This window comes from Bradyrhizobium sp. BR 10289, from assembly GCF_019455385.1.
Taxonomy (GTDB): domain Bacteria; phylum Pseudomonadota; class Alphaproteobacteria; order Rhizobiales; family Xanthobacteraceae; genus Bradyrhizobium.
Window position 1 is genome coordinate 237,508 of the sequence record NZ_JACOFR010000005.1, and the last position, 21,442, is coordinate 258,949.

The following is a 21,442-nucleotide window of genomic DNA, read 5'->3' on the forward strand; positions in this document are numbered from 1 at the left end:
CTTTTTGCGCTCCGGGGTCAGGTCTTCTCGACGTTCCAGAACGGAATGAGATCGGAGATACTCAGAAAGCCTCTGACGTTGGCTCGATACGCGACCGGTGCCACGAATTGCCCGGTCAATATCTCAGGCACAAAATTCCAGCCGTTCGCCTGCATCTTCTTTGCGATCTCCTGACGTTCGGAGAGTGTCTCGGCCCGGGTCCACTCGCGACGCGCGGCCTCCCATTCCGCGTTTTCCGGCCAGCCGATAAATCCCTTCGTGCCGTTGGCTGCGTGTCCCGGAAATGATACGGGACTGGCGAAGGTCGAGGTCGGATTCCAGGTTGCGAAGATATTCCAACCGCCCTGTTCCGGGGGCGCCTGCACGGCACGTCTCGCCACGACGCCGCCCCAATCGGACGCGGCAAGCTGAGCATTGACTCCTGCCTGCTTCAGCCATTCGGCCAGCAACTGAGCCGTGGTGTTCAACAGCGCTAGGTTCGTCGGCTGCAGGATCACGACGGGACGCCCGTCATACCCCGCCTCTTTGAACAATGCTGCTGCTTTCTTTAGATCCTGCCCGTGATCGAACCAGCCGACATTCTCGTGATTTTCCATGTTCGTCCCGCAGCCGAACAGCGAGTTGCAGGTCCGGAAGTATTTCTCGTTGCCGAAAGCCGCCTTCATGATGTCGGTCTGATTGATGACGTACAGCATCGCCTCCCTGGCCTTCTGATTGTTGAAGGGAGGGTGTAGCCAGTTCAGGCGAATGAAGCCGACGTTGCCGAGCTTGTTCAGGACCTCGGTCTTGACGCCGTGATCGGATTCGAGCTGGTCGATGAATTCGATCGGCGGAGTTTCGTAGAAATCGATCTCGCCCGCTTGTAGCGCGGCAATCGCCGTCTGCTCGTCCGGCATGTTTTCCCAGACGATCCGATCCAGCTTGGCGACTTTTGCGCCCGTCGTTCCGGAGGGCGCCCCCTCGCGCGGCCTATAGCTGTCGTTCCTGTCGTACACGTAGATTGCGCCCATCTTCGTGGCGTTACGATTGAAGACGTAGGGTCCCGAGCCCACGATTTCGGAGATTTGCTGGGTCGGGTCGGTTTCGGCTTCCTTCCTGCGCATGATCCAGAGGGAGTTGCTGGTCTTGCCAAGGGTATCGAGTACCAGTCCGTAGCGCTCCCTCAAGACAATCTGGAAGGTTCTGTCGTCCTTCACCGGGGTGTCCGCGACGCTTTGGAACAGGAGCTGCCCGGCCAAGTCGCGCGCCGCCCAGCGCCGCATCGAAGCAACGCAGTCCGCGGAAGTCACCGGCGAGCCGTCGGAAAACCTCAGACCATCGCGAAGTTCGAAGGTGTAGGTCAGCTTGTCGTCCGACAAACCATACCGGCTCACCATTTGCGGCTGAGGAGCGAGCTGCTCATCGAGTCCGAAAAGCGTGTCGTAGACGAGAGCGGCATGGCTTCCGGTGATCGTTGCGGTCGTCCAGACCGGATCGAAGGAGCGCAGATCCGCTTGCATGACCGCTTTTAGCGTTCCCCTGTTCCGTCCCAAGGATTGAGCGCCGACGCTCACCGGCCGTGAACTCAGAAGGACGCCGGCGGCCGCCGCACACTGAAGGAAACGTCGCCGTGAAGCACTCATGGCTCTCTCCTCGGAAGAAACATTCGATCAAAAACCGGCCCGATGAGCGTAAGTTATCTCAGTTAGACTGTACTGTAAAGTACAATCAGGGCGTCTCATTGAGTTTCGGATGCTGCCTTCCGGGAACTGTGTCTGACAGGCAGCTTCCGCGGTGACCGGCCAAGGCCTCGTGTTAAATCGTCGTTGAGAATGGCGCGTGGTTGCACCGGCTAGTTGCCGCGATCTTCCGGCTACAGCGAGCGAAGCGCTAGATCGCGTACTCAGGCGGTGCAACCGTATGAGTTCACGCGTGCATTATGCGCCGAATGACCGTCTTGCTCTCTTCTCGGCGGCTTCTGCAGCTTCATATCTTGCGGTCGAGCGAACGCATCAGCGAAGCTTCGAACCGCTTGAAGAACTGCGACCTTACGATGTCTTTGCTCCAGCTCAGATGTAAGCTGAGCGGGGGGCTGTTCTTCACGCGGACGATCGAAATCGGTAGGCGCCAAGGCTCAGCGGCAGAGAATTCGTCCACCAAGGCTATTCCCACTCCATTCGCGACGAGGCCAATCGCGGTCTCGATATGGCGGACGAGAAAGTCGACGCGGGCGGTAAGCCTTTCCTTCTCGAACAATCGCGACACCATCGCGCCATGCGGGGTATTTGGTTCGAAGGATATCAGCGGCTCTCGGGCAAGTTCACGGACCGTGACTTCCTTCTTCTTTGCCAAGCCGTGTTTCTCCGGCACCAGCGCGACTATGCTACCCTTAATGATTGGTTTGCAGGTGACCAGCGGATGTCGGACCGGAAAGACGGAAACGACGCATTCCCCTCGCTGGAACAGCAGATAATCGATGATCTGGTCTATGAGCAAAACGTCGACCTGAAAATTCAATTGAGGAAGAGCGGTTCGCATCTGGGCGACGGCGCGCGGCACAAGACATCTTCCGGGACTGCCCGTACACCCCAGCCGAAATAGGCCACCATCACCTTTGGTAAGACGGTCCACCGCTTCTCCGAGTTCGTCCAGCTGACGATAGACACGCCCCACCAGGGTTAGCAGCACGCCGGCCTCGTTCGTCGGGACAAGCCTTCCGCCCGTACGTTCGAACAGTTTGAAGCCCAGCACGTCCTCGGTCCTCCTCACGACGCGCGACAAGCTGGGTTGCGATACATGGAGCATTTTCGAAGCGCCGTTGATGGATCCCGACAGCATGACTGCCCGGAAGACTTCGATCTGGCGCAGGCTCAATTTGCGCCGCTCGCCTGCGCCATCCCGGACCTCCAGATCTCGGGACGAAAGAATCGTTTCCGGGTGGATTTGCATTTGGGGGCCCTATGCCCTGATGGCATCACCTACGCATATTCAGGCATTTGCCAACAATCGTCCAGCGCCTACTTTGATCTGGAAAATCAAAAATCCAGCCCCGGAGGAAACATGTCGCTATCCAATGCATCCCCTTTGAACCCCTCGGTTGCATTGACGGCCCGGGTCACGGCCCTGTCCTTTCTTTTGATGGTCGCGGATTCCTATGACGTTGCCGCGCTTTCGTTTGCCGTGCCGGAGTTGATCCGGACTTGGTACGTCGACAAGGTTGCCATCGGCGGCGTGTTCAGCGCGGGGCTTTTCGGGCTGCTGGTCGGGTCAATTCTCTTCGGATACGTGGGAGATCGGTGGGGGCGTAAGACAGCAATCGTCGTCGGTTCGCTCCTGTTCGGACTTGTTACTTACGCCACCGGTTGGGCGACGAACTTGAATGAGTTGCTGGTCTACCGGTTCGTCGCGTGTGTGGGTTTGGGCGGCGCCGTCCCCAACGCGGTGGCTTTGACCAACGAGTTCGCTCCCAAGCATCTCAGGGTCACGGCAATCACCGTCATCTTCGCGGGTTATGCGATCGGCGGCACGTTCGGTGGGGTCGTATCAGCCCAGCTGGTGTCGGCCTATGGTTGGCCGATCATCTTCCAGGTCGGCGGTGCCGCTTCGTTGCTGCTGGCGGTCGCGCTGATCGTGGTGTTGCCGGAATCGCAGAGTTTCCTGGCCGCGACCGCGGCACGCGCCCGCGATGCCACGTCGGCGGTAGTTCGGGCCGCCTCCGAAGAAGGATCAAACTCGCCGTTCATGCAGCTCTTTGCGGGCCGCCGATCGTTCATGACCACGCTTCTTTGGATCGTGTACGTCGCGAATTCGATCACCCTGTTTGCGTTGGTCAGCTGGCTACCCGTTCTGATCGAAGCGGCCGGGTTGCCGAGGAGCGCTGCCGCTCTGGCGTTATCGTGTTTCTTCCTCGGCGGCGCCGTCGGCGGCTTGATCGTGGGGTACATCATCGACCGCTCCGGACTGCGCGCTTTGGTTGGCTCGGCGCTCCTCGCTTGTCCCGTAGTCGCCTCGCTCGGCGTGCTCAGTTCGTCCGAAGCGCTCCTGCTCAGCGCGGCGACGGTGGCTGGTTTCTTCACTATCGGCGTTCAGAACTCCCTGCATGGCGTCGCAGGAAGCATCTATCCGACGCCCATCCGCGCCAACGGGTTGGGGTGGGCCCTCGGCATCGGCAAGGTCGGTTCGATCGTCGGGCCCTTCATCGGCGGAATTCTACTCTCGATGTCTCTGCCCGTGGCCCAGCTTTTCTGTGCGGCGGCCGTTCCGATCGGCGTCGTGGCCATTGCAGCCTTCTTCCTGATGAGGATCTACGACCGGTCGATCCATGCCGAAGCATTGTCTCCGGCAGCCGATCCTCGTCCAAGTGCCGCCTCGGCCTGATCACGAAAGATGGAGCGATAAGATGATCGACAAGAAGACAAGAGTCGTTCGCAAGAAGGCCGAAACGCAGACGATCGATGCCGACGTGTGCGTCGTGGGGGCAGGGGCAGCCGGCCTCATGGCCGCGCTGACCTCGGCCCGGCTCGGGCGACGGACGGTTCTCCTGGAAGCCATGCCCACTCTCGGAGGCCAACTCGTAGGGACGCTGCTCGGCACCATTTGCGGGCTATATTCCAACGGGCCAAAGCCGCGGCGAGTGACGTTCGGGGCCGTGGATGAAATGCTCCGCTACCTCAACGAAGCGAATGCCCTTCATTCGCGAAGGGCGTTGAATTCGGTCGTCTTGCAGTACGACGAAACCCTCTGTGGCCGCTGGGCGGAGGAAGCCCTTTCGAACTCGACAGTGGAAGTGGTGCTGGGAGCGACCTTGCGCGAGGTCAGGATGGAAGGGCGGCAAGTTAAGTCCCTTCTAGTTGCTACGCGCTGGGGAGACCTCGAGGTCCGATGCAAGGGGGTGGTCGATGCCTCGGGCGACGCGACCGTCGCCTGGCACGCCGGTCTGCAGGTCAGAGAACCCACGACACCCCATTGGGGCACGCAGATGGTCACGATCGAGAACTTCGATCAGCATGCGGTCTCCGAGTTCGACGGGTTTCATGTGGCACGGCTTCTCAGGGAGAAGAGAAACCAATACGGGCTCGCTCGCGAGGACGGTTTCATCTTCGCATTTCCCGGGCGCAACGTGGCGTCCGTCAACCTGACCCATATGCCGAATCCGACGGATCCGATCGGAGCCAGCCGGGCCACTCTCGAAGGCCGCGACCAGGCCGACAGGATTCTCGCATTCCTCCGGGCCGAGCTCCCCTCGATGAAAGACGCCAGGATTCGCGCATACGGTCTGCCGGGGATCCGGCAGACGCGATGGTTCGTCTCCGCCCACCAACTTTCGATCGAGGAGGTCCGTAGCGGGACGCGACCGGTCGACGCGGTGGCGCGTTGTTCTTGGCCCGTGGAAGCCCACGACACCGCCGAAGGCGTGAGCTGGGAAAAGTTCGATGACGACGATCACATGCACTACGTACCTCTCCGGAGCATGGTCCATCGAGACGCCGACAATCTGATCGCGGCGGGCCGTTGCATCGACGGCGATACTGCAGCGCTCGCATCCGTCCGAGTCATGGGTCCCTGCTTTGCCATGGGTCAGGCTGCGGCTCACGCTCTGGATATTCAGGGAAAGAACAGCCTGCACGACATCGACCTGCGCACCCTTTCGGCAAGGCTGAAGCCGAACCTGGAAGAATTCCGCAAGGATCCCTGGACTGACGACCTTCACGAGGACGAAATTGCACGGGAGCGCGCCGATGCTCACGTATGAGGTCGATCTCTACGCGGACGATGCGATTCTCGAACCTTACGGTCACTACAAGGCGATCCGGGATCTCGGTCCCGCCGTGTTTCTCCCGAAGCATGATATGTGGTGCCTTGGACGTTACGACGAAGTCCGGGCCGCGCTTCGGGACTACAGTACCTTCTCGTCGGCCCAGGGCGTAGCCGCGAACGACGTCATCAACACGCGGTCATTGGGCAATACGATCACGACCGATCCACCCGAACATAACAAGATGCGGCGCATCATCAAAGGCCCACTCGCCGCGCCGGCGCTCACGCACATCGCGACGGCGATCGACGAAGAAGCGGAGCGTCTGGTCGATCGCCTCGTCCGGCAGAAGAGCTTCGACGGCATCACCGAATGCGCCCAGCACCTGCCCGTGACCATCGTGTCGAAGATGGTGGGCCTGCCCGAAGGCGGGCGCGCGAACATGCTTCGGTGGGCCAGCGCGACCTTCGACGCGCTGGGCACCATGAACGAGCGCGGCAAGGAGGCTCTCCCTCATATCGAGGAGCTGCATCGGTATTGTACGGATGAAAGGACGCTGGGCGCGCTATCACCCGAGGGATGGGCCGCCGCTATCTGGCGCGCCGCAGAAGACGGTCATGTGCCTCGTTCGAAGTGTCCCGCGATGATGCGCGACTACATAAGCCCGAGCCTCGATACGACAATCCTGGCGACCGGAAGCTTGCTTTGGCTTTTCGGACAATTTCCGGAGCAATGGGAAAAGGTCCGTTCAGATGCGTCGTTGATCCCAGGCGCCATCAACGAGGCAATCCGCCTGGAGTCGCCGATACGGGGATTTACCAGGGTGACGACCCGCGAACTGGACTATGGAGGTCAGACGATCCCGGCATGGTCCAGAATTCTGCTCTTGTACGCCTCCGCGAACCGCGACGAGCGGAAGTGGAGTGATCCTGAGACGTTCGACGTCACGCGCGATGCGCGCGATCACCTGGGCTTCGGCTTTGGCCCGCATGTTTGCGTCGGAATGCATCTGGCTAAACTGGAAATGACCGCACTGGTCAAGGCATTCGCGCGACACGTCGCGTCGTTCGAACTTGGCGAGGCCAAGCGAGCCACGAACAATACGCTAAGAGGCTTCGCGCGACTGCCTATCACCGTGCACTGAGCAATCGATCGACAACCCGAAAGCCTACGTCTGCCCTTTGGCGGCGGTGCCGAGATGTTGCGCCAGGAAGCTGCTGATGTCCTTGAGTGCGGCTTCGGAGGCCTGCAGCATCGCGAAATTTGACGGGAAGACGTGAATCATGCCTTCCCAAACGTGAACCTCGATACCAAGTCCGGCTGCGTCCGCTTTCTTGGCGAACCGGATGGAATCATCGCGCAACACCTCGGCGTCACCAACGTGGATGCGCAGGGGCGGCATCGCGGCCAGGTTAGAGCCCAACACGTTCAGACGCGGGTCCCGAGTGCTCTGGCCATTGAGATAGCGTTCGGTTGCGGTCGCGAGCATTTCCTTTGAAAGAAGAGGATCTTGATCGGCCTTGGTGGTCATTGAGCTGCCGGACAGGGTCAAATCGAGCCACGGTGACATTGCCACCGCGGCGACGATCTTCCCGGCTTTCGCATCGTTTTGCGTCAGGAACGAGATCACAAGTCCTCCACCGGCGGAGTCTCCGCAAAGCGCGATGCGGTCGTACCCGGCATCGAACAGGCCGCGGTGCAGCGCTTGAACATCGTCCGAGGCTGCTGGAAACGGCCGCTCAGGCGCGAGAGCGTAGTCCGCAATGAAAGATGCCGATCCGGACCGCTTGGAGATTTCGCCGACGAAGTTTCGGTAGGCTTTCGCCGACCCGAGCACGTAGCCGCCGCCGTGAAGATATAGAATTGCGGTACCGGCTTTCGCATCGGAGGGGCGGGCCCACCAGCCCGGGACGCCGCCCACCTCTCCCGCTTCGAATCGCACGCCCGAGGGTAGGGGTACCTGTCCGATGATCTGGTCGTAAGCCTCACGCGATTCCGGCGCAAACGTCAGCTTCGGCGCGCTTGCAAATGATGCGCGTAGTTCCTGCATGGCCTGGGCGTCCGGCGGGGCGAGGTCATGGGTGATGAGCGGCATACAAGTCTCCGATTTGAAGGGATTTCGCGTCGGATAACTTCCTTGTTCCGGAAAACGGCGTGTCCCGGATCTGCGACGGTCAGTTTCTGGAGTGAGACAGAAGGCGGCCCGCTGGTTTTCTCCAGCGGATTTCGGTCGCGAATCGTGCCCCCACCATGGCTGATTGACTCTCTGTGACAAACAGTGTCCCACATTTGGGACAATTGGGTGCGAAATGATCGATCTGGATGACGTCCGCGCGTTTCAAAAGGTTGGCGAATTGCTGAGCTTTTCGGAGGCCGCACGGGTGCTTGGAATACGCAAGTCCGCCGTCAGCCGGTCGGTCCAACGTTTGGAGACGGCGCTCCGCCTGCGGCTCTTCGAAAGAACCACCCGCGAAGTGGTTTTGACCGATGCCGGTCGGACGATCCTGAACCACATGAGCGAAGTGCTCGTCCGATTGGACGCGTTGTTGGACGTGGCAGCAGGCCTCAGCTCGCATCCTCAGGGAAAGTTGAAGCTTACGGCAGGGATTGGTTTCGGGACCGAGGTGCTCACCGAATTGATCCCCGAGTTCGCGCTTGCGTATCCGGACATCGCAGTTTCTCTCGATCTGACCAGTCGAACGGTGGATCTGGTTGGAGAGCAATACGACATAGCCTTTCGGATGGGCCCCCTGGCCGATTCGAACCTGGTCGCCACGCGGCTGGGCGCGATCGGATGCACGCTCTGCGCGGCTCCTTCCTATCTGCAGCGGAAGGGTGAACCGCGCTCGATCGCAGAATTGGCAACTCACGATCTGCTGGCGATACCGCGTCCGGACGGTCTTCCCCGTCGCTGGTCCTTCCGCGACCAAAACGGCAATACACACTACCTCGACAACTCACCGCAGCTATCCGCAAACGACCCTCACGCGATTTCCCGCATGGTCCTGAACGGGGCGGGGATCGCTGCGATCGCCAACTATTCGGCAAAACCCGAGATCGAACGAGGGGACTTGGTCCAGGTATTGCCGGAATGGACCGTCCCCGCCGTCGATGTGAGCCTCGTCACGCCCAGCGGTCGCGAACGCAGTCCGGCGATGCGCGCGTTCGTCGAATTCATTCGGGATAGAGCAGTTGCGAACCGTCGATGGTTCGACGCCTAGCCTGGGCTCGACTGCCGCGCCCTTGCGCAGATGCAAGGGCGCGGAAGGGGCCCTCTCAGAGGCGCATGCCGCCCGAAACTTCGATGCGCTGGGCATTGATCCAATGGTTGTCGTCCGAAAGGAGCGATGCAATCATGCGCCCGATATCATCGGCCTCGCCAGGACGGCCCAATGCGGTCATGCCCGCGACGAGCTTATTGACCGCCGGATTGTCGCGAACGACGCCTCCGCTGAAATCGGTCATGATGGCGCCCGGCGCGACGGTGTTGACCGAAATGCCACGAGAGCCAAGGTCGTGAGCTAGGTAGCGCGTGAAGACTTCGATGGCACCCTTGAACACAGCATAGGCCACACTGTCGGGATTGACGAACCGCGTGACGCCGGTGGAGATGTTGACGATCTGGCCGCCATCCTTGATCAAGGGCAGCAGCTTCTGTGTCAGCATGAAGGGACCCTTGAAATTGACGGCGTAAAGCTTGTCTAACTCCTCGGCGGTGACCTCGGTGAATTTGGTATGGTTGGAGATGCCTGCATTGTTCACCAGATAATCGAATTTGTCGGCGCCGAGATCGCGCAGCGCCGCCTTCAGGTTGCCTACGAAAGCGTCAAACCCTTCGGCTGCCCCGACATCCAATTTAAGCGCCACGGCCTTGATGCCGCTGCTTCCGGCCTCCCGCGCGACCGCCTTAGCTTCATCCGGGCTCGAATTGTAGGTGAAGATGGACGCTACGCCTCGCTTCGCGAGGTTGAGGACCATGCTCCGCCCGAGGCCACGGCTGCCCCCGGTAATAACGGCGATTTTTGTGTTGCTCATATGGATCTCCTGTTCTTGCTTCTTTCTGCGGCCACGCTCGCCCGCGGATCGTTTCGCATCGACTAAATTTCCGTCGCGGCGCTTCAGTTCTCGGGATGACCAGCATGGACGAGACTCCGCACCTTTTTCGTCATCGGCATATGGGACGCAGCGGCGTCGCGGCTAGAACGCTATTTTGAGACATCGTGTCTCGGCAGCGGAACGGTCGTCGGTCATTAGACTGCAGCCGTATCGGTCGATTTCCGATCGATCACATCAGGGGCGATGCGGTCGAGGGGAGCAGCATCGTCGTTTCGACCCTGACGATATTGCCGACGTCGAAGCCTTCGACGTCTTCCGCAAGTTCTGGACTCCGGAGATATCGCTTCTCGATTTCGACGGGGTCATCGCCTTCGGCGTACGACACGAGCACGAATAACCTGGGCACTTCGTCGTTCTTCGCGGTCCAGAATCCGTGCGCTTGCACGCCGAATTTTGGGAAGCTTCGCAGATGGCGGGGGTAAATGGCGCCTGAATAGAATTTCAGCGCCTCGTGATTTGCAGAGTATAGACGCGAAGCTCGAAGGTGCGCATGACGAATTCCTTTTGTAAGTCATTGGCTTTGAATTTTCGAGAATGGCTAGCCTTTGCTAGCGAGCCGAAGTTCTAAGCTTCATGGCTAAGAGCCGGTTGGAGCTCAGAGCGGACACTTGGACCCCGCAGATCAGCCAACCGACCAGGTCAGCGCAAGTAGAGCGAAGAAGGCTCCTAGAGGGGCTAGATGAGACCACTCGCGAAAACGGATTACGGTGAAGACCGCGGCCGCGATAACGATTGCGCCCAATAGGAGACCGGAAAAGCGAGTCGTGGGGAAAGCGATCAAGGCCCCTACGATGACTTCCAGCGCACCGGTCACACGGTGCCACCACGCCGGGTAGCCCCAACGGACGAAGCTGTCCCGTGTCGCAGGTGTGCTGATCACGTTGAACACGCCTGCGCCGGCGAATGCGGCGGCGCTGAGTGAGGTAAAAATTACAGGCAGCATGTCACACACCCCCGATGATCAATGGAATGGACGCCGCGATCATCAGCGCCGCCGTCAGCCCGTGCATACCAAGCGCGGCCTTGGTCGAGCCCTTCGCTGCCAGGATCAGCGACATGTCGCCCATCGCGATGAAGGAATCGATGAACAAAACGATCCCGAGGACGCGTGGCTCGGCCCAGACCATCAGCGCCAACACGCCTAGTCCCGCCACGACATCGCGTACGCCCTTAAGACGGAGCCACCATGCGATATTGGGGTCTTTTTCGGGGAGCGGCAGACCGAAACTCTGCGCCGCCCCTTGCGGATTGAACACGTAAACCACGCCAATGGCGATTATTCCGACGGAAGCCAGGAGCGCCACTCCTAAGCAGAACCACATGTCGCTCTCCTATTTCTGATACAAAATCTAGCGATGCTAGATAAATACCCTAGCGTTGCTATTTGTTCAAGTGTCGGTAGAATAGCCTCGATCACGAAAAGGCTACCAGATTGAGCGTTGAGGAACGGAAGAGGCGGGAACGGGCCGAGCGCGAGAGCGCCATCGTCGCGGCGGCACGCGCCCTTGCGGAAGCGGACGGATGGAACGCCGTCACGATCCGCCGCTTGGCGGAGAAGATCGAGTACAGCCAACCAGTGCTTTATTCCCACTTCGAAAACCGGGACGCGATCGTAGCGGCAGTGGCGCTCGAGGGTTTCGGTGAACTGGCGCTCGCCCTGAGGAAAGCGGTGAAGCGGGCGAGGGATCATCAGGATGCGCTCACTTGCCTCGCCGGGGCATATTTGGCTTTCGCGCGCAAGCGTCCGGCCGTTTACGAAGCGATGTTCGCCATGCCTACCGACCTGCGGTTTGCACAAGCGGAAAGCAAACCAGAGTTGAAGGAGGCGTTCGCGGCCCTGAAGGATGTTGTCGCTCAATCAACGGCCGATGCAGAAGCGGCCACCGAAACATTCTGGGCTTCCCTTCATGGCCTGGCCGATTTGGAGCGGACGGGGCGAATTCGGCAGGGCGCGCGCGAGAAGCGCGTGGCGCTCGTTGTGAACGGTATGCTCGCTTAGCGGGCCGAAATCCCCTTCGCCAGACAAAACAACTCGCGGATCTGAGACAGACTGTCTCCTTTCCGAACGGAAAAGCACGTTGTTCCGCCTTGAGCGGAACGGCGCAAGCCGCAACACTTCAAAGCACGTCGAAGCTGCTGCGCCGGAAAGAGCGAGCGCGCAGCGGTCGCCCATTCAGGCCCGAGAACCGTGGCTCGCCGGCCTGACCCAACCTCAGGCGGGCCAATTCCAAGGAGAGTTTTGCTTTGCCCGCCAGTCACCCCGGGACAAGGGATTGATCGTTCCGTGTATGAGACGGCATGTCCAAAAAGCGCGGCTATCGGCATTAATTTGGATCGCTATTTTCTCATCGTCGAAACGCAAACCGGAGTGATCCAAATGACCATCCTCGTTACCGGAGCTACCGGCCGCATCGGCCGCCATGTCGTCGAACAACTCGCCAAGCGCGGCGCAAAGGTTCGTGTGCTGACCCGTGACCCCGCGAAGGCCAAGGTGCCGGCGGGCGTCGAAATCGCGAAGGGCGACCTCCTCGACATCGACGCGCTGCGCGCGGCATTCAAGGGCGTCCGCACGCTGTTTTTGCTCAATGCCGTCACGGGCGACGAATTCACGCAAGCGATCATCACGCTCAATGTCGCCCGCGAGGCCGGCATTGAGCGCGTCGTCTACCAATCTGTTTTCGATGCCGACGGGGCCGTGAACGTTCCGCACTTCGCCGTCAAGTCCGGGGCCGAGCGCATGCTCGAAAAGATGAGCTTCAGCGCCACGATCCTGCGCCCGAGCTACTTCATCGACAACGAACTCATGATCAAGGATGTGATCCTCCAGCACGGCGTCTATCCAATGCCGATCGGCAGCAAGGGCGTCGCCATGGTCGATGGGCGCGATATCGCCGAGGTTGCCGCGATCGAACTCCTCCGTCGCGACCAGGCTTCCGGCAAACTTCCTGTCGAGACCATCAACCTAGTTGGCCCCGATACACTGACCGGTCCCCAGCTCGCGCAGATCTGGTCGGAGATTCTCGGTCGCCCGATCGCCTACGGCGGTGACGACCCGAGCGGTTTCGAGAAAAATATGGCCACCTTCATGCCGAAGTGGACGGCCTATGAAATGCGCCTGATGGCCGAGCGTTACGTCACCGACGGCATGATCCCGGAAGCCGGCGACGTCGAGCGGTTGACCAAGATCCTCGGCCGGCCGCTGCACACCTATCGTGACTTCGCGGCCGAGATCGTGCGCGGCGTGAAGTCCGCAGCTTGATAACAAACTCAGAGAAGGAAAACGAACATGATCTATTCGACAGCTACGGTGCCGGTCAATCCGGAAGGCCAAAAGCCGCTGACCCGCGAGCAAGTCTGGAAGGGCCTCGAGCTGAAGGCCCGTGATGCCCGCCAGTTTCTTCCGCCCGGCTTGTGCACGCGATGTGATGTCGTCGAGGAGAGCGCGACCCACATCGTGCGTGAGGCCACAATCGCGGGCAGCGACCTCCGCGAGATCATCACGTTCGAACCGGGGAAGAAGGTGACCTTCTTCCAAGCCACCGGCCCGCGCGAAGGTGCAATCATCAACGAGCTTTTTGAGGATGAGAAGGGCGCCCTGCAATTGAAGTTCTATTGCTATACCGGCCTGCGCGGCAAAAAGCCGAACGGCCCGGAAGAGCAGGCCGAGCAGAAGCAATTCGACAGCGAGGACAAGGGCTACAAGGCCGCCTTGCTGTCGACCCTGAAGCGCACCCGCGAACTGCTCGCGGAGGGCAAGCTCTGACCTTCAAGAAGAACCAGAACGACGGGACGGTCTCCTGAGGAGACCGCCCGCCTCACTCAAGGAGATATCCAATGACCAACAACCAGACCAATGCCGCCCGGCCGGCTCCAGCGAAGATTTTGGTCCTAGGCGCGACCGGCGGCACGGGCCGGGCGATCGTCGCCCAGGCTCTTGCTCGGGGAAATGAAGTGACCGTGCTGGTCCGCTCGCGGGAGAAAGCCGCGGAACTCAAAGGTGCGAAGGCAGTCGTCGGCGACGCCCGGGACGAGCGGGTGCTGCGCCAGGCTCTCAAAGGCCAGGACGCAGTCATCAGCGCACTCGGCACGCCAGCGAGCCCGTTTCGCGAGGTCACGCTGCTCTCGACTGCGACGCTCGCGCTTGTCGCAGCAATGAAGACGGAGAACGTCGCTCGTCTCGTCGCGATCACCGGGATCGGCGCCGGCGACAGTAGAGGGCATGGGGGCTTCATGTTCGACAACGTCATCTATCCGCTGCTCCTGCGGAAGGTGTATGCCGACAAGGACAGGCAGGAGGCGATCGTTAGAGACAGCGGCCTGGACTGGACGCTCGTGCGTCCTTCCATCCTTAGCAACAAGCCGGGCGGACACGCCGTGCGTGCGCTCACGGATCTGTCCGGCTTCCACGGTGGAACGATCGCGCGATCCGACGTCGCAAACTTTGTGCTCGACCAGGTCGGTAACGATGCTTGGTTACATCGTGCTCCACTGATCACTTGGTAAGTGGGCGGTCGGCTTGCTGGTGGCTCGGGCTTCAAAGCCCGGGCAGGAAAGCGATCCCGGTTGACAGGATGCCAACAATGTTTTCAGCCTTTAAGAGCAGGCTTGTCGAAGTCTTTCGCACGTGGAGACGGTCCATCGCGACAGCGGTCGTCCGTGACGACGATTGCCCCGGTGATTATGGCGATATTGCCACTCCGTCTAGTTGCATTCATGAAGAATGAATGCGCTTCAGGATCGGAGAGACCAGATCAGCGGCCATTTCGCAAACCAGCATTCTGAAGCCTTCGGCGGAAGAGCGTATGTCCCGAAAAAGAGTGACAGGGGATGGTGTTCATGCAGTTTTCGACCGGAATAAAGTATTCAGAGTCTGACCTGGAGAAGGCGAAGACGTACAGGGCGAAAGACTATCCCGAGTACGTGGACCCCGCCATCGAGGCGCTCGTTCGGGAAATGATGTCCGGATTTGCCGATAAGTGGACAGTTGAGATCTTGGACGCTCTCTGGGATGCAGGAACTTTGCGTTTTTCCAAGCTCGCTCGCCGAGTTTCCGGCATCAGCCAGAAGATGCTGACGCAGACGCTGAGGCGAATGGAGAGAGACGGGCTCGTTGTTCGTGACCTTTACCCGGAAGTTCCGCCGAAGGTGGAATACTCGCTCTCTCCGCTCGGCCTGACTCGCGGAGCTGCATTCTGCAACGTCTGGGTATGGGCGCTAGAGAACCACGAAGCTGTCGCTGTTGCTCGCAGTCATTTCGACGCCAATCGGCGGTGAACGAAGCGCGCCGGGAGGTGTGTCTCAAGCGTGCTCGCCAGACGCCCGCCCGGATCAAGCCGGGTTGATCATTTGGAACACCTTCCCGAAATTCCCCGTCTGCTCGGCCGTGCGCTGAGGCATGACGCGCTGAACAAGGACTTCCCGCGGCGTTTCTGCTCCGCAAAGAAGGCCGATGGCCTCGGACACGAAAGCATCCAGAGGCATTGCATGCGGATTGGCCGACTGACCGGGCGTCAGCTCGGTTGCGACCAGTGGCGGCGCGATCTCCACAACGGATATGCCGGTGTTTCGCAGCTGATGACGGAGACTTAGCGTCCATGAGTGAATCGATGCCTTGCTTGCGCTGTAGGTCAGCGCGTCCGCACGCGGCACGAAGGCGAGCCCGGAAGACACGGTCACTATGGCCGCCTGTTGCTTGTGCCTGAGGTGGGGCAGCAGTGCTGCCGTCAAGCGGATGGGGCCAAGGACGTTCGTCGCAATTGTGCGCTCGACGACCTCAAGATCGTACGGTTGGGCGAGAACATCCTCGAAAGTCATGATACCGGCGTTATGGATGACAGCGTTCAGATCCGGGTGATCGACCGTTACGCGGGCCGTAAAGGCCCTGACTGCAGCCGGGTCGGTCACGTCGAGCGCGTAGCCGCGCATTGTTGGATTGGCGGCAAGCGTTGCTGCCAGCGTCGCCGCATTCCGTCCGGTGATAATGACGTTAGCTCCTCGCGACGCAAGAGCTTCCGCGAGCCCGCGACCAATACCGGAATTTCCGCCCGTTATGAGGATGGTGGCCTTCGAGAATTCCATGGCTGTCCTTGCTAGTCGATGTGCAAGGCAGGACTAGACACTGCGCTCTCACCTGGGAAGTAGGCACCTTTTGGTAAGTGCCATTTTTAGACGAACTGCATTTGGTGACGAGCACCGCCGGCGCGTGTGTGAGCTTTCATCAAGGCGGGCGTCGTGTCCAATCGTGAGACTGGCGGGTCGCGAAAGTCCTCTTCGCCGAGACTCGAGGGGTCTATGTCGAGGTGGCCTAAACGCTTTATAACGACAATTTATGTGGATGCGGATAGCGTTCGGCCTCTTCGCTCTTTCTGCCGGAAAAGATCGTTAAAACGCTCATTCGGCTTGCGAGCGAACTAGGTCACGGGGCAACCTCCCAGATGGCCGATTTGCGAGCCAGGAAGCCGATAACCTCCTTGACAGCCCGACTGTGAAGTCGGCCGCTTCGCACCAAGACATGGACTCTCATTCCGTTAAGGACGCGACTTGTCGTCGGTAACACCACAAGGCGGCCCGCACTCACTTCGGCGGCCGCCGATTGGGCCGACATGAAGCTCACCCCGAGCCCCAGAGCCGCGAACTCGCGCAGGGACGTCAGGGAGTTGGTGACCAGTCGGTCGGTGATGTGAACTTTAGCGGCGTCGGCCGCTCGACTGACCGCCTGCTGAAGGCCGAAGCCGGTGGCCATCTGGGCGATCGGGTAGCGGGCGGCCTCGCGAAGGCTTACCGGGCGATTGGCTTTCGCCAAGGGATGGCCGGGAGCAACGATCATGCAGACAGGCTTTCTGCGGCTTACAACGGCTTCGACGGGTGGAGAAGGCTCGATACAGTACGCGATACCTATATGAGCCTTGTCCTGTGCAACCATTCGAACCACTTCACCAACTCCGGCCTGCTCGAGGGTGATGTCGACCGAAGGATGTTGCCTGCCGAATTCGCAAAGTGACCAAGCCATCAGATCGGGCAGAAAACCTTCGCCGGCGACGATGTGGACCCGGCCGCGCAACGTCTTCCCCATATCGCCGAGACGCATCATCAGTTGCTCCTCTTGGGCCCGGCGCAGCTCGCAGAATTCAACGAGCACCGATGCGGCTTCCGTCGGCTTCACTCCCCTTCCGCGGCGTTCCAGAAGACGGACGCCGAGCTGCGACTGCAGACGTTGTAGATGCCTACTGATGACGGAGGGCTCCACATTCAGGCGATCTGCGGCACCTCGTACCGACCCCACGGTCACCGTCATCCAGAAGCTTTGGAGATGGCGTTCGCTCAACCGACCCCAGTCCATGACACTCCCGCAATTGTTGCCTTTTCGACAACGATTATACGCACATCCGGTCATTGTTCGCCATCACCCGGCTTCTAATTTCGGAGGTCGGTGATGCTGAGGTGTGCAAGTGAAAGTCCTTGTTGCGGGTTTCAAGCACGAGACCAACACGTTTGCTCCCAATCTCGCAGATTGGAGGGCGTTCGATAGCGGAGAGATGTTCCCGCGTCCGGCCCGCGGCCAGGCGATGCTGGACTCAATGGCCAGCGTGAACGTTCCGGCTACGGGATTCATCAGGTCGGCTCTATCGCGAGGCTGGCAGCTTCTTCCGAGCCTTTGGTGCGGAGCCGTACCGTCTTCCTACATTACCGACCAGGCGTTCGATAAAATCAGCGACACGATCGTCGACGACGCGAGAAGAGGCGACTTCGATGCCGTCTATCTCGATCTTCATGGCGCAGCCATGTCTCAAAGCCACGACGATGCCGAAGGCGAGCTGATCGCAAGGATACGATCCGTCGTGGGGGACGAGGTTCCGATCGTCGGAAGTCTGGACCTGCACGCCAACGTGACGTCTAGGATGTTGAGCCTAGCCGACGGGCTGGTGTCGTACAGGACCTACCCCCACATCGACTATGTGGAGACGGGCGAGTTGGCCGCCGAGCTGTTGGCCCGGCGGATTCAACGCAGGAGCCGGGAAGAGTTGAAGTTTGTCCGCTTGCCCTTCCTAATTCCCCTGAATGCGCAGAGCACGACCATGGATCCCGCCAAGTCGGTCTACGACGAGCTGCTTCGCCTCGAACAGCAGCACGGTGCGATGATGAGCTTCTGCATGGGATTCCCGGCGTCGGATTTCGAGGAGTGCTCACCAGTAATTTGGGGACATGGAGAACGGTCAGCGCTCGCAGTCGAACGATTGGTTGCTTGCGCCGGGAAGGCCAACATATGGAGGCAGCAAGTCTACGGTGCCCGCGAAGGGGTCGCAGCCGCTCTTGCGCGCACGGCGCAATCCGGCAAGCCGGTGGTGATCGCCGATACGCAGGACAATCCCGGCGTGGGAGGCACGGGCAGCACGACAGGCATGCTTCACGCACTTCTCGCCGAAGGCGCGGGCCGGGCGTATCCCGGACGCGTCTGCTTCGGCATGCTATTCGATGAGAAAGCCGCAGCGGCAGCCACCGCGGCAGGCGTCGGCGCCCAACTTACTCTGGATGTCGGCGCGATGATTCCGACCTGGAGCGGCTTGAGCGATCCGCCGGTTTCCGGAACGTTTCGGGTTCGTGCCGTAGGAGACGGCAGAGTAACGTTCAAGGGTCCTAAGATGACGGGGTTCGTCGCCGAATTGGGACCGTCGGCTTGCCTTGAGATCGATGGTGTGCTCGTCGCGGTCATCAGCGCAAAGGTTGGGACGCAAGATCGCGAGCTGTTCCGCACGTTGGGAATCGTACCCGAAGAAATGCGCCTGATAGTGGTCAAGAGCTCGAACCACTTCCGAGCCGACTTCGAGCCGCTCGTTGCCGACAAGGCGCGGGACGTCATTATCGCCAAGGCGGCTGGCGCAATGGCGACCGATCCAGGTGATCTGCCATGGAAAAAGCTGCCAGCGTCGGTTCGTAGACGCCCGTGAGACGGCCGAGCGGTCCCGCCCGCAAACATCAGTGTCGTTGGTCGGGAGTGTTGGTCAAACCGCATTGGATCTAAACGCCGACGGGGCAACAACGCAATCCCGCCCGGCCAATTTGGAGATCGACCATGTCGCAAACCCCGCAACAGGAACCTTGGCAGTGGGAGGAAGCTCATTGGCGCCGGCTTGTGAACCAAGTGCGCGCCGGGCGATCATATCGCCCGAAGTTCTGGAAGAATGGCGCGCGCTGCGCGGTCGCCCTGTCCTTCGACTCTGACCACGAGACCAACGAGTTGCGCGACGGGGGCAAGTCGATCGGCCGCTTGTCGTGGGGGCAGTACGGCAACCGGGTCGGCGTTCCGCGCATCCGACAGTTGCTGGATCGTCACGGGGTGAAGGCGACCTTCTTCGTGCCGGCGGTCACCGCCCTTTTGTATCCCGACGAGCAGCGAAGTCTCGTCGAGGAGGGCCACGAGATCGGCGTTCATGGTTGGATTCACGAGCTCAACTCGGTGCTGCCATACGAGGCGGAGCGGGACCTGATGTTCCGCTCGATAGACACCCTTGAGGCGCTTACTGGCGTGCGGCCAGTCGGCCTGCGGACGCCCTCTTGGGATTTCAGCCCAAACACGCTGCGTATCGAGCAGGAGCTAGGTCTCCTCTACGATTCCTCCCTGATGGCGGACGAGGACTGCTACGAGCTTGAACTCGACGGGGAGCCGTCCGGCATCACGGAGCTCCCGGTGGAATGGGTGCGCGACGACGCCGTCTATTTCATGATGAATCGCTTCTCGGCGCTCCGGCCCTACACGCCGCCGGAAGGCGTCCTTGACGTCTTCCGCCGTGAATTCGAGGCGGCCTACGCGGAGGGCGGCCTATTTCAGCTCACGATGCACCCGCACATCATCACGCAACGCTCACGTATATGGATTTTGGAGGAGATCGTCCGTCTGGCCAAAGCAAAGGGTGACGTCTGGTTCGCAACGCATGCCGAAGTCGCGGCATACGCAAAGGCGAACGCCGCGTCGGACGATCCCGCTTAGGCCAGAACCTGGCTAGGTCAGCCATGGCGATGATGCCGTGATCGTAGACGGACAAGCCTGGTAGCGCCGAACGCTTTCGCCGGCCGGCGCAGGGATCCGGCATATCGCAAACGATGTGCGCCGCCATTCAAGAGGACGTCGAAATGGACTCATCGACCGACTTTGTTGCTCCATCCAAGGATGAACGCGCGACCAGCCCTGTCCGTCCGGTCTCAGAGGGACGAAGGCCCGATCGGGTCGCCATTCGGCGGGCCATCGTCTCCTGTGGACTCGGGCAAATGTTCGAGATCTACGATTTTTTGATCTACGCCTTCATGGCTGCCCCCTTGGCGCGCGCCTTCTTTCCATCGAGCGACCCGATGGTGGGGTTGTTGTCGACATTCGCCACTTTTGCGGTCGGGTTCTTCATGCGGCCGGTGGGGGCTATCGTCATCGGTTCGTACGGAGACAGGCATGGACGGCGGGCTGCGCTGGTGATGACAATCGGCCTCATGGCGGCGGGAACGGGAGCAATCGGGCTGCTGCCGACCTATGCGACCTTAGGGGTCGCTGCGCCCATCATGCTCGTGCTCTGCCGGATGGCCCAGGGCTTCTCAACGGGCGGCGAATGGGGCGGCGCCGCGGCGTTCCTGGTCGAGTATGCTCCGTCAGGAAAACGAGGTTGGATCAGCAGCTTTCAGCAGGCCGCGACCGCACTCGGCCTCCTGTTCGCGACGCTCGTGTCCTATTTGTTGACCACCGTCTTAGAGCCGGAAGCGTTCAGCGCATGGGGCTGGCGTCTCGCCTTTCTGCTCGGATTCGTGCTCGGCCCGGTCGGTCATTACCTGCGCACCCATGCCCATGAAACGCCTTCCTTCGAGCGTGCTGCCGGCAAACGGGAGGTCGTCGACTCGCCCCTCCGCGTGGCATTCGGCGCCTACCGCCGGCCTTTGCTGGTCGGCTTTGGCATCAGCATTTGTGCTTGCGCCATCAACTACATCTTCTTGGTATTCTTTCCGAGCTTTGCGCAACAGCAACTCAAGATACCGGCTTCCACAACGTTTCTGTCGACCGCTATCTCAGGCATCGTCTATCTGGTTCTCTCGCCTTTGATGGGCGCTTTGTCGGACCGGGTCGGACGTCGACCGGTTTTCCTGGCGGCATCGGTTCTATCGGGAATAGGGGCCTATCCGCTGTTCCTCCTGGTGGTGTCGATCCCCAGTGCTGCAGGCCTCATCCTGACGCAAGCGCTCGCAAGTGTGCTGCTCTCGATGTTTTGCGGGCCGTTATGTGCGATCCTTTCGGAACAGTTCCCGACACGCATTCGCTATAGCGCACTTTCGATTTCCTATGGCCTGGCGGTCACGATTTTCGGCGGTCTTGCGCCGTACTTCAGCGCGCACCTGGTGCAATTGACAGCCAATCCCCTTGCGCCTGCACTTTACGTAACACTTACAGCGGTGCTCACCTTTGCAGCGACGTTGTTCGCTCAGGATCGCGCGAATTTACCCCTTCCGGAGGAAGGCGATCGCTCAGCCGATCCGTTTATTACTGAGGCGCGATGAGCGATCGCATTCATACTAACCAAGCGCAGTGCGAGGTTAAGGCTGAACAGACGTCGACGCCGC

Annotated in this window: 21 protein-coding genes and 1 pseudogene; 12 read left to right on the forward strand and 10 right to left on the reverse strand. The window is 60.4% G+C overall.

The genetic code is table 11. From position 1 onward, the window contains the following. Positions 1-17: 17 nt before the first annotated feature. From HYH08_RS12210 to HYH08_RS37880, 3 genes and pseudogenes are all read right to left on the reverse strand, one after another. Positions 18-1,622: an ABC transporter substrate-binding protein gene (locus HYH08_RS12210; RefSeq protein WP_220010026.1), complete on the reverse strand. Its 1,605-nt coding sequence runs from the start codon at positions 1,620-1,622 to the stop codon at positions 18-20. Between the two features lie 343 nt (positions 1,623-1,965). Further along, positions 1,966-2,730, reverse strand: coding sequence for a LysR substrate-binding domain-containing protein (locus HYH08_RS12215; protein WP_349631421.1), 765 nt, complete (start codon positions 2,728-2,730; stop codon positions 1,966-1,968). Then, positions 2,731-2,817: pseudogene (locus HYH08_RS37880) on the reverse strand (helix-turn-helix domain-containing protein); the annotation flags it as partial. Here HYH08_RS37880 and HYH08_RS12220 point away from each other — a divergent pair. From HYH08_RS12220 to HYH08_RS12230, 3 genes are read left to right on the forward strand one after another with little or no spacing between them, the layout of a single operon-like run. Beyond that, a complete protein-coding gene (locus HYH08_RS12220) occupies positions 2,776-4,356 on the forward strand; it encodes an MFS transporter (RefSeq protein ID WP_228747765.1) in 1,581 nt (526 codons plus the stop codon). The pseudogene HYH08_RS37880 and the gene HYH08_RS12220 overlap by 42 nt on opposite strands. Positions 4,357-4,378: 22 nt before the next feature. Next, positions 4,379-5,731: an FAD-dependent oxidoreductase gene (locus HYH08_RS12225; protein ID WP_220010029.1), complete on the forward strand. Its 1,353-nt coding sequence runs from the start codon at positions 4,379-4,381 to the stop codon at positions 5,729-5,731. Continuing rightward, positions 5,718-6,878 carry a cytochrome P450 gene (locus tag HYH08_RS12230; protein ID WP_220010030.1) on the forward strand — a complete coding sequence of 387 codons (1,161 nt, stop codon included), beginning with the start codon at positions 5,718-5,720 and terminating at the stop codon, positions 6,876-6,878. Before HYH08_RS12225 ends, HYH08_RS12230 begins: the two co-directional genes overlap by 14 nt. Positions 6,879-6,902: 24 nt before the next feature. Here the strand turns inward: HYH08_RS12230 and HYH08_RS12235 are convergent, their stop codons facing one another. Further along, a complete protein-coding gene (locus HYH08_RS12235; RefSeq protein ID WP_220010031.1) occupies positions 6,903-7,829 on the reverse strand; it encodes an alpha/beta hydrolase in 927 nt (308 codons plus the stop codon). A 214-nt stretch (positions 7,830-8,043) separates the two neighbouring features. Between HYH08_RS12235 and HYH08_RS12240 the strand changes: the two genes are divergently transcribed. Beyond that, a complete protein-coding gene (locus tag HYH08_RS12240) occupies positions 8,044-8,955 on the forward strand; it encodes a LysR family transcriptional regulator (protein ID WP_220010032.1) in 912 nt (303 codons plus the stop codon). A gap of 55 nt (positions 8,956-9,010) precedes the next feature. Here HYH08_RS12240 and HYH08_RS12245 read toward each other — a convergent pair whose 3' ends face one another. From HYH08_RS12245 to HYH08_RS12260, 4 genes are all read right to left on the reverse strand, one after another. Further along, complete coding sequence (locus HYH08_RS12245) at positions 9,011-9,769, reverse strand: SDR family NAD(P)-dependent oxidoreductase (RefSeq protein ID WP_220010033.1); 759 nt, start codon at positions 9,767-9,769, stop codon at positions 9,011-9,013. A gap of 250 nt (positions 9,770-10,019) precedes the next feature. Continuing rightward, positions 10,020-10,196, reverse strand: a complete 177-nt coding sequence (locus HYH08_RS37885) for a hypothetical protein (RefSeq protein ID WP_502787877.1) — start codon at positions 10,194-10,196, stop codon at positions 10,020-10,022. A gap of 276 nt (positions 10,197-10,472) precedes the next feature. Next, on the reverse strand, positions 10,473-10,793 hold the full coding sequence (locus tag HYH08_RS12255; RefSeq protein WP_220010034.1) for a DoxX family protein: 321 nt from the start codon (positions 10,791-10,793) through the stop codon (positions 10,473-10,475). Position 10,794: 1 nt separating this feature from the next. After that, positions 10,795-11,172: a DUF4267 domain-containing protein gene (locus HYH08_RS12260; protein ID WP_220010035.1), complete on the reverse strand. Its 378-nt coding sequence runs from the start codon at positions 11,170-11,172 to the stop codon at positions 10,795-10,797. Between the two features lie 110 nt (positions 11,173-11,282). Here HYH08_RS12260 and HYH08_RS12265 point away from each other — a divergent pair, with 110 nt between their 5' ends. The 5 genes from HYH08_RS12265 to HYH08_RS12285 all read left to right on the forward strand — a co-directional run bounded on the left by HYH08_RS12265 (position 11,283) and on the right by HYH08_RS12285 (position 15,124). Next, positions 11,283-11,849: a TetR/AcrR family transcriptional regulator gene (locus HYH08_RS12265; protein WP_220010036.1), complete on the forward strand. Its 567-nt coding sequence runs from the start codon at positions 11,283-11,285 to the stop codon at positions 11,847-11,849. A 378-nt stretch (positions 11,850-12,227) separates the two neighbouring features. Then, positions 12,228-13,109 carry an SDR family oxidoreductase gene (locus tag HYH08_RS12270; RefSeq protein ID WP_220010142.1) on the forward strand — a complete coding sequence of 294 codons (882 nt, stop codon included), beginning with the start codon at positions 12,228-12,230 and terminating at the stop codon, positions 13,107-13,109. Positions 13,110-13,136: 27 nt separating this feature from the next. Further along, on the forward strand, positions 13,137-13,613 hold the full coding sequence (locus tag HYH08_RS12275) for an SRPBCC family protein (protein ID WP_220010037.1): 477 nt from the start codon (positions 13,137-13,139) through the stop codon (positions 13,611-13,613). 71 nt (positions 13,614-13,684) lie between these two features. Next, positions 13,685-14,353, forward strand: a complete 669-nt coding sequence (locus HYH08_RS12280; protein WP_220010038.1) for an NAD(P)-dependent oxidoreductase — start codon at positions 13,685-13,687, stop codon at positions 14,351-14,353. Positions 14,354-14,686: 333 nt separating this feature from the next. Then, positions 14,687-15,124 (forward strand): winged helix-turn-helix transcriptional regulator, encoded by a 438-nt coding sequence (locus tag HYH08_RS12285; RefSeq protein ID WP_220010039.1) that lies wholly within the window; start codon positions 14,687-14,689, stop codon positions 15,122-15,124. Positions 15,125-15,178: 54 nt separating this feature from the next. On the opposite strand, the gene HYH08_RS12290 is transcribed toward HYH08_RS12285, so the two are convergent. After that, the gene (locus tag HYH08_RS12290) at positions 15,179-15,928 is read right to left on the reverse strand and encodes an SDR family oxidoreductase (protein WP_220010040.1); all 750 of its coding nucleotides are present in this window, start codon (positions 15,926-15,928) and stop codon (positions 15,179-15,181) included. Between the two features lie 337 nt (positions 15,929-16,265). Next, entirely contained in the window at positions 16,266-17,189 is a 924-nt protein-coding gene (locus tag HYH08_RS12295) for a LysR family transcriptional regulator (protein WP_220010041.1), read from the reverse strand. Positions 17,190-17,298: 109 nt separating this feature from the next. Between HYH08_RS12295 and HYH08_RS37675 the strand changes: the two genes are divergently transcribed. The 3 genes from HYH08_RS37675 (at position 17,299) to HYH08_RS12310 (ending at position 21,379) form a co-directional block, all read left to right on the forward strand. Continuing rightward, the gene (locus tag HYH08_RS37675; protein ID WP_220010042.1) at positions 17,299-18,795 is read left to right on the forward strand and encodes a M81 family metallopeptidase; all 1,497 of its coding nucleotides are present in this window, start codon (positions 17,299-17,301) and stop codon (positions 18,793-18,795) included. Between the two features lie 125 nt (positions 18,796-18,920). Next, the gene (locus HYH08_RS12305) at positions 18,921-19,835 is read left to right on the forward strand and encodes a polysaccharide deacetylase family protein (protein WP_220010043.1); all 915 of its coding nucleotides are present in this window, start codon (positions 18,921-18,923) and stop codon (positions 19,833-19,835) included. Positions 19,836-20,113: 278 nt separating this feature from the next. Next, the gene (locus tag HYH08_RS12310; RefSeq protein ID WP_220010044.1) at positions 20,114-21,379 is read left to right on the forward strand and encodes an MFS transporter; all 1,266 of its coding nucleotides are present in this window, start codon (positions 20,114-20,116) and stop codon (positions 21,377-21,379) included. The last annotated feature ends 63 nt before the right edge of the window (positions 21,380-21,442 follow it).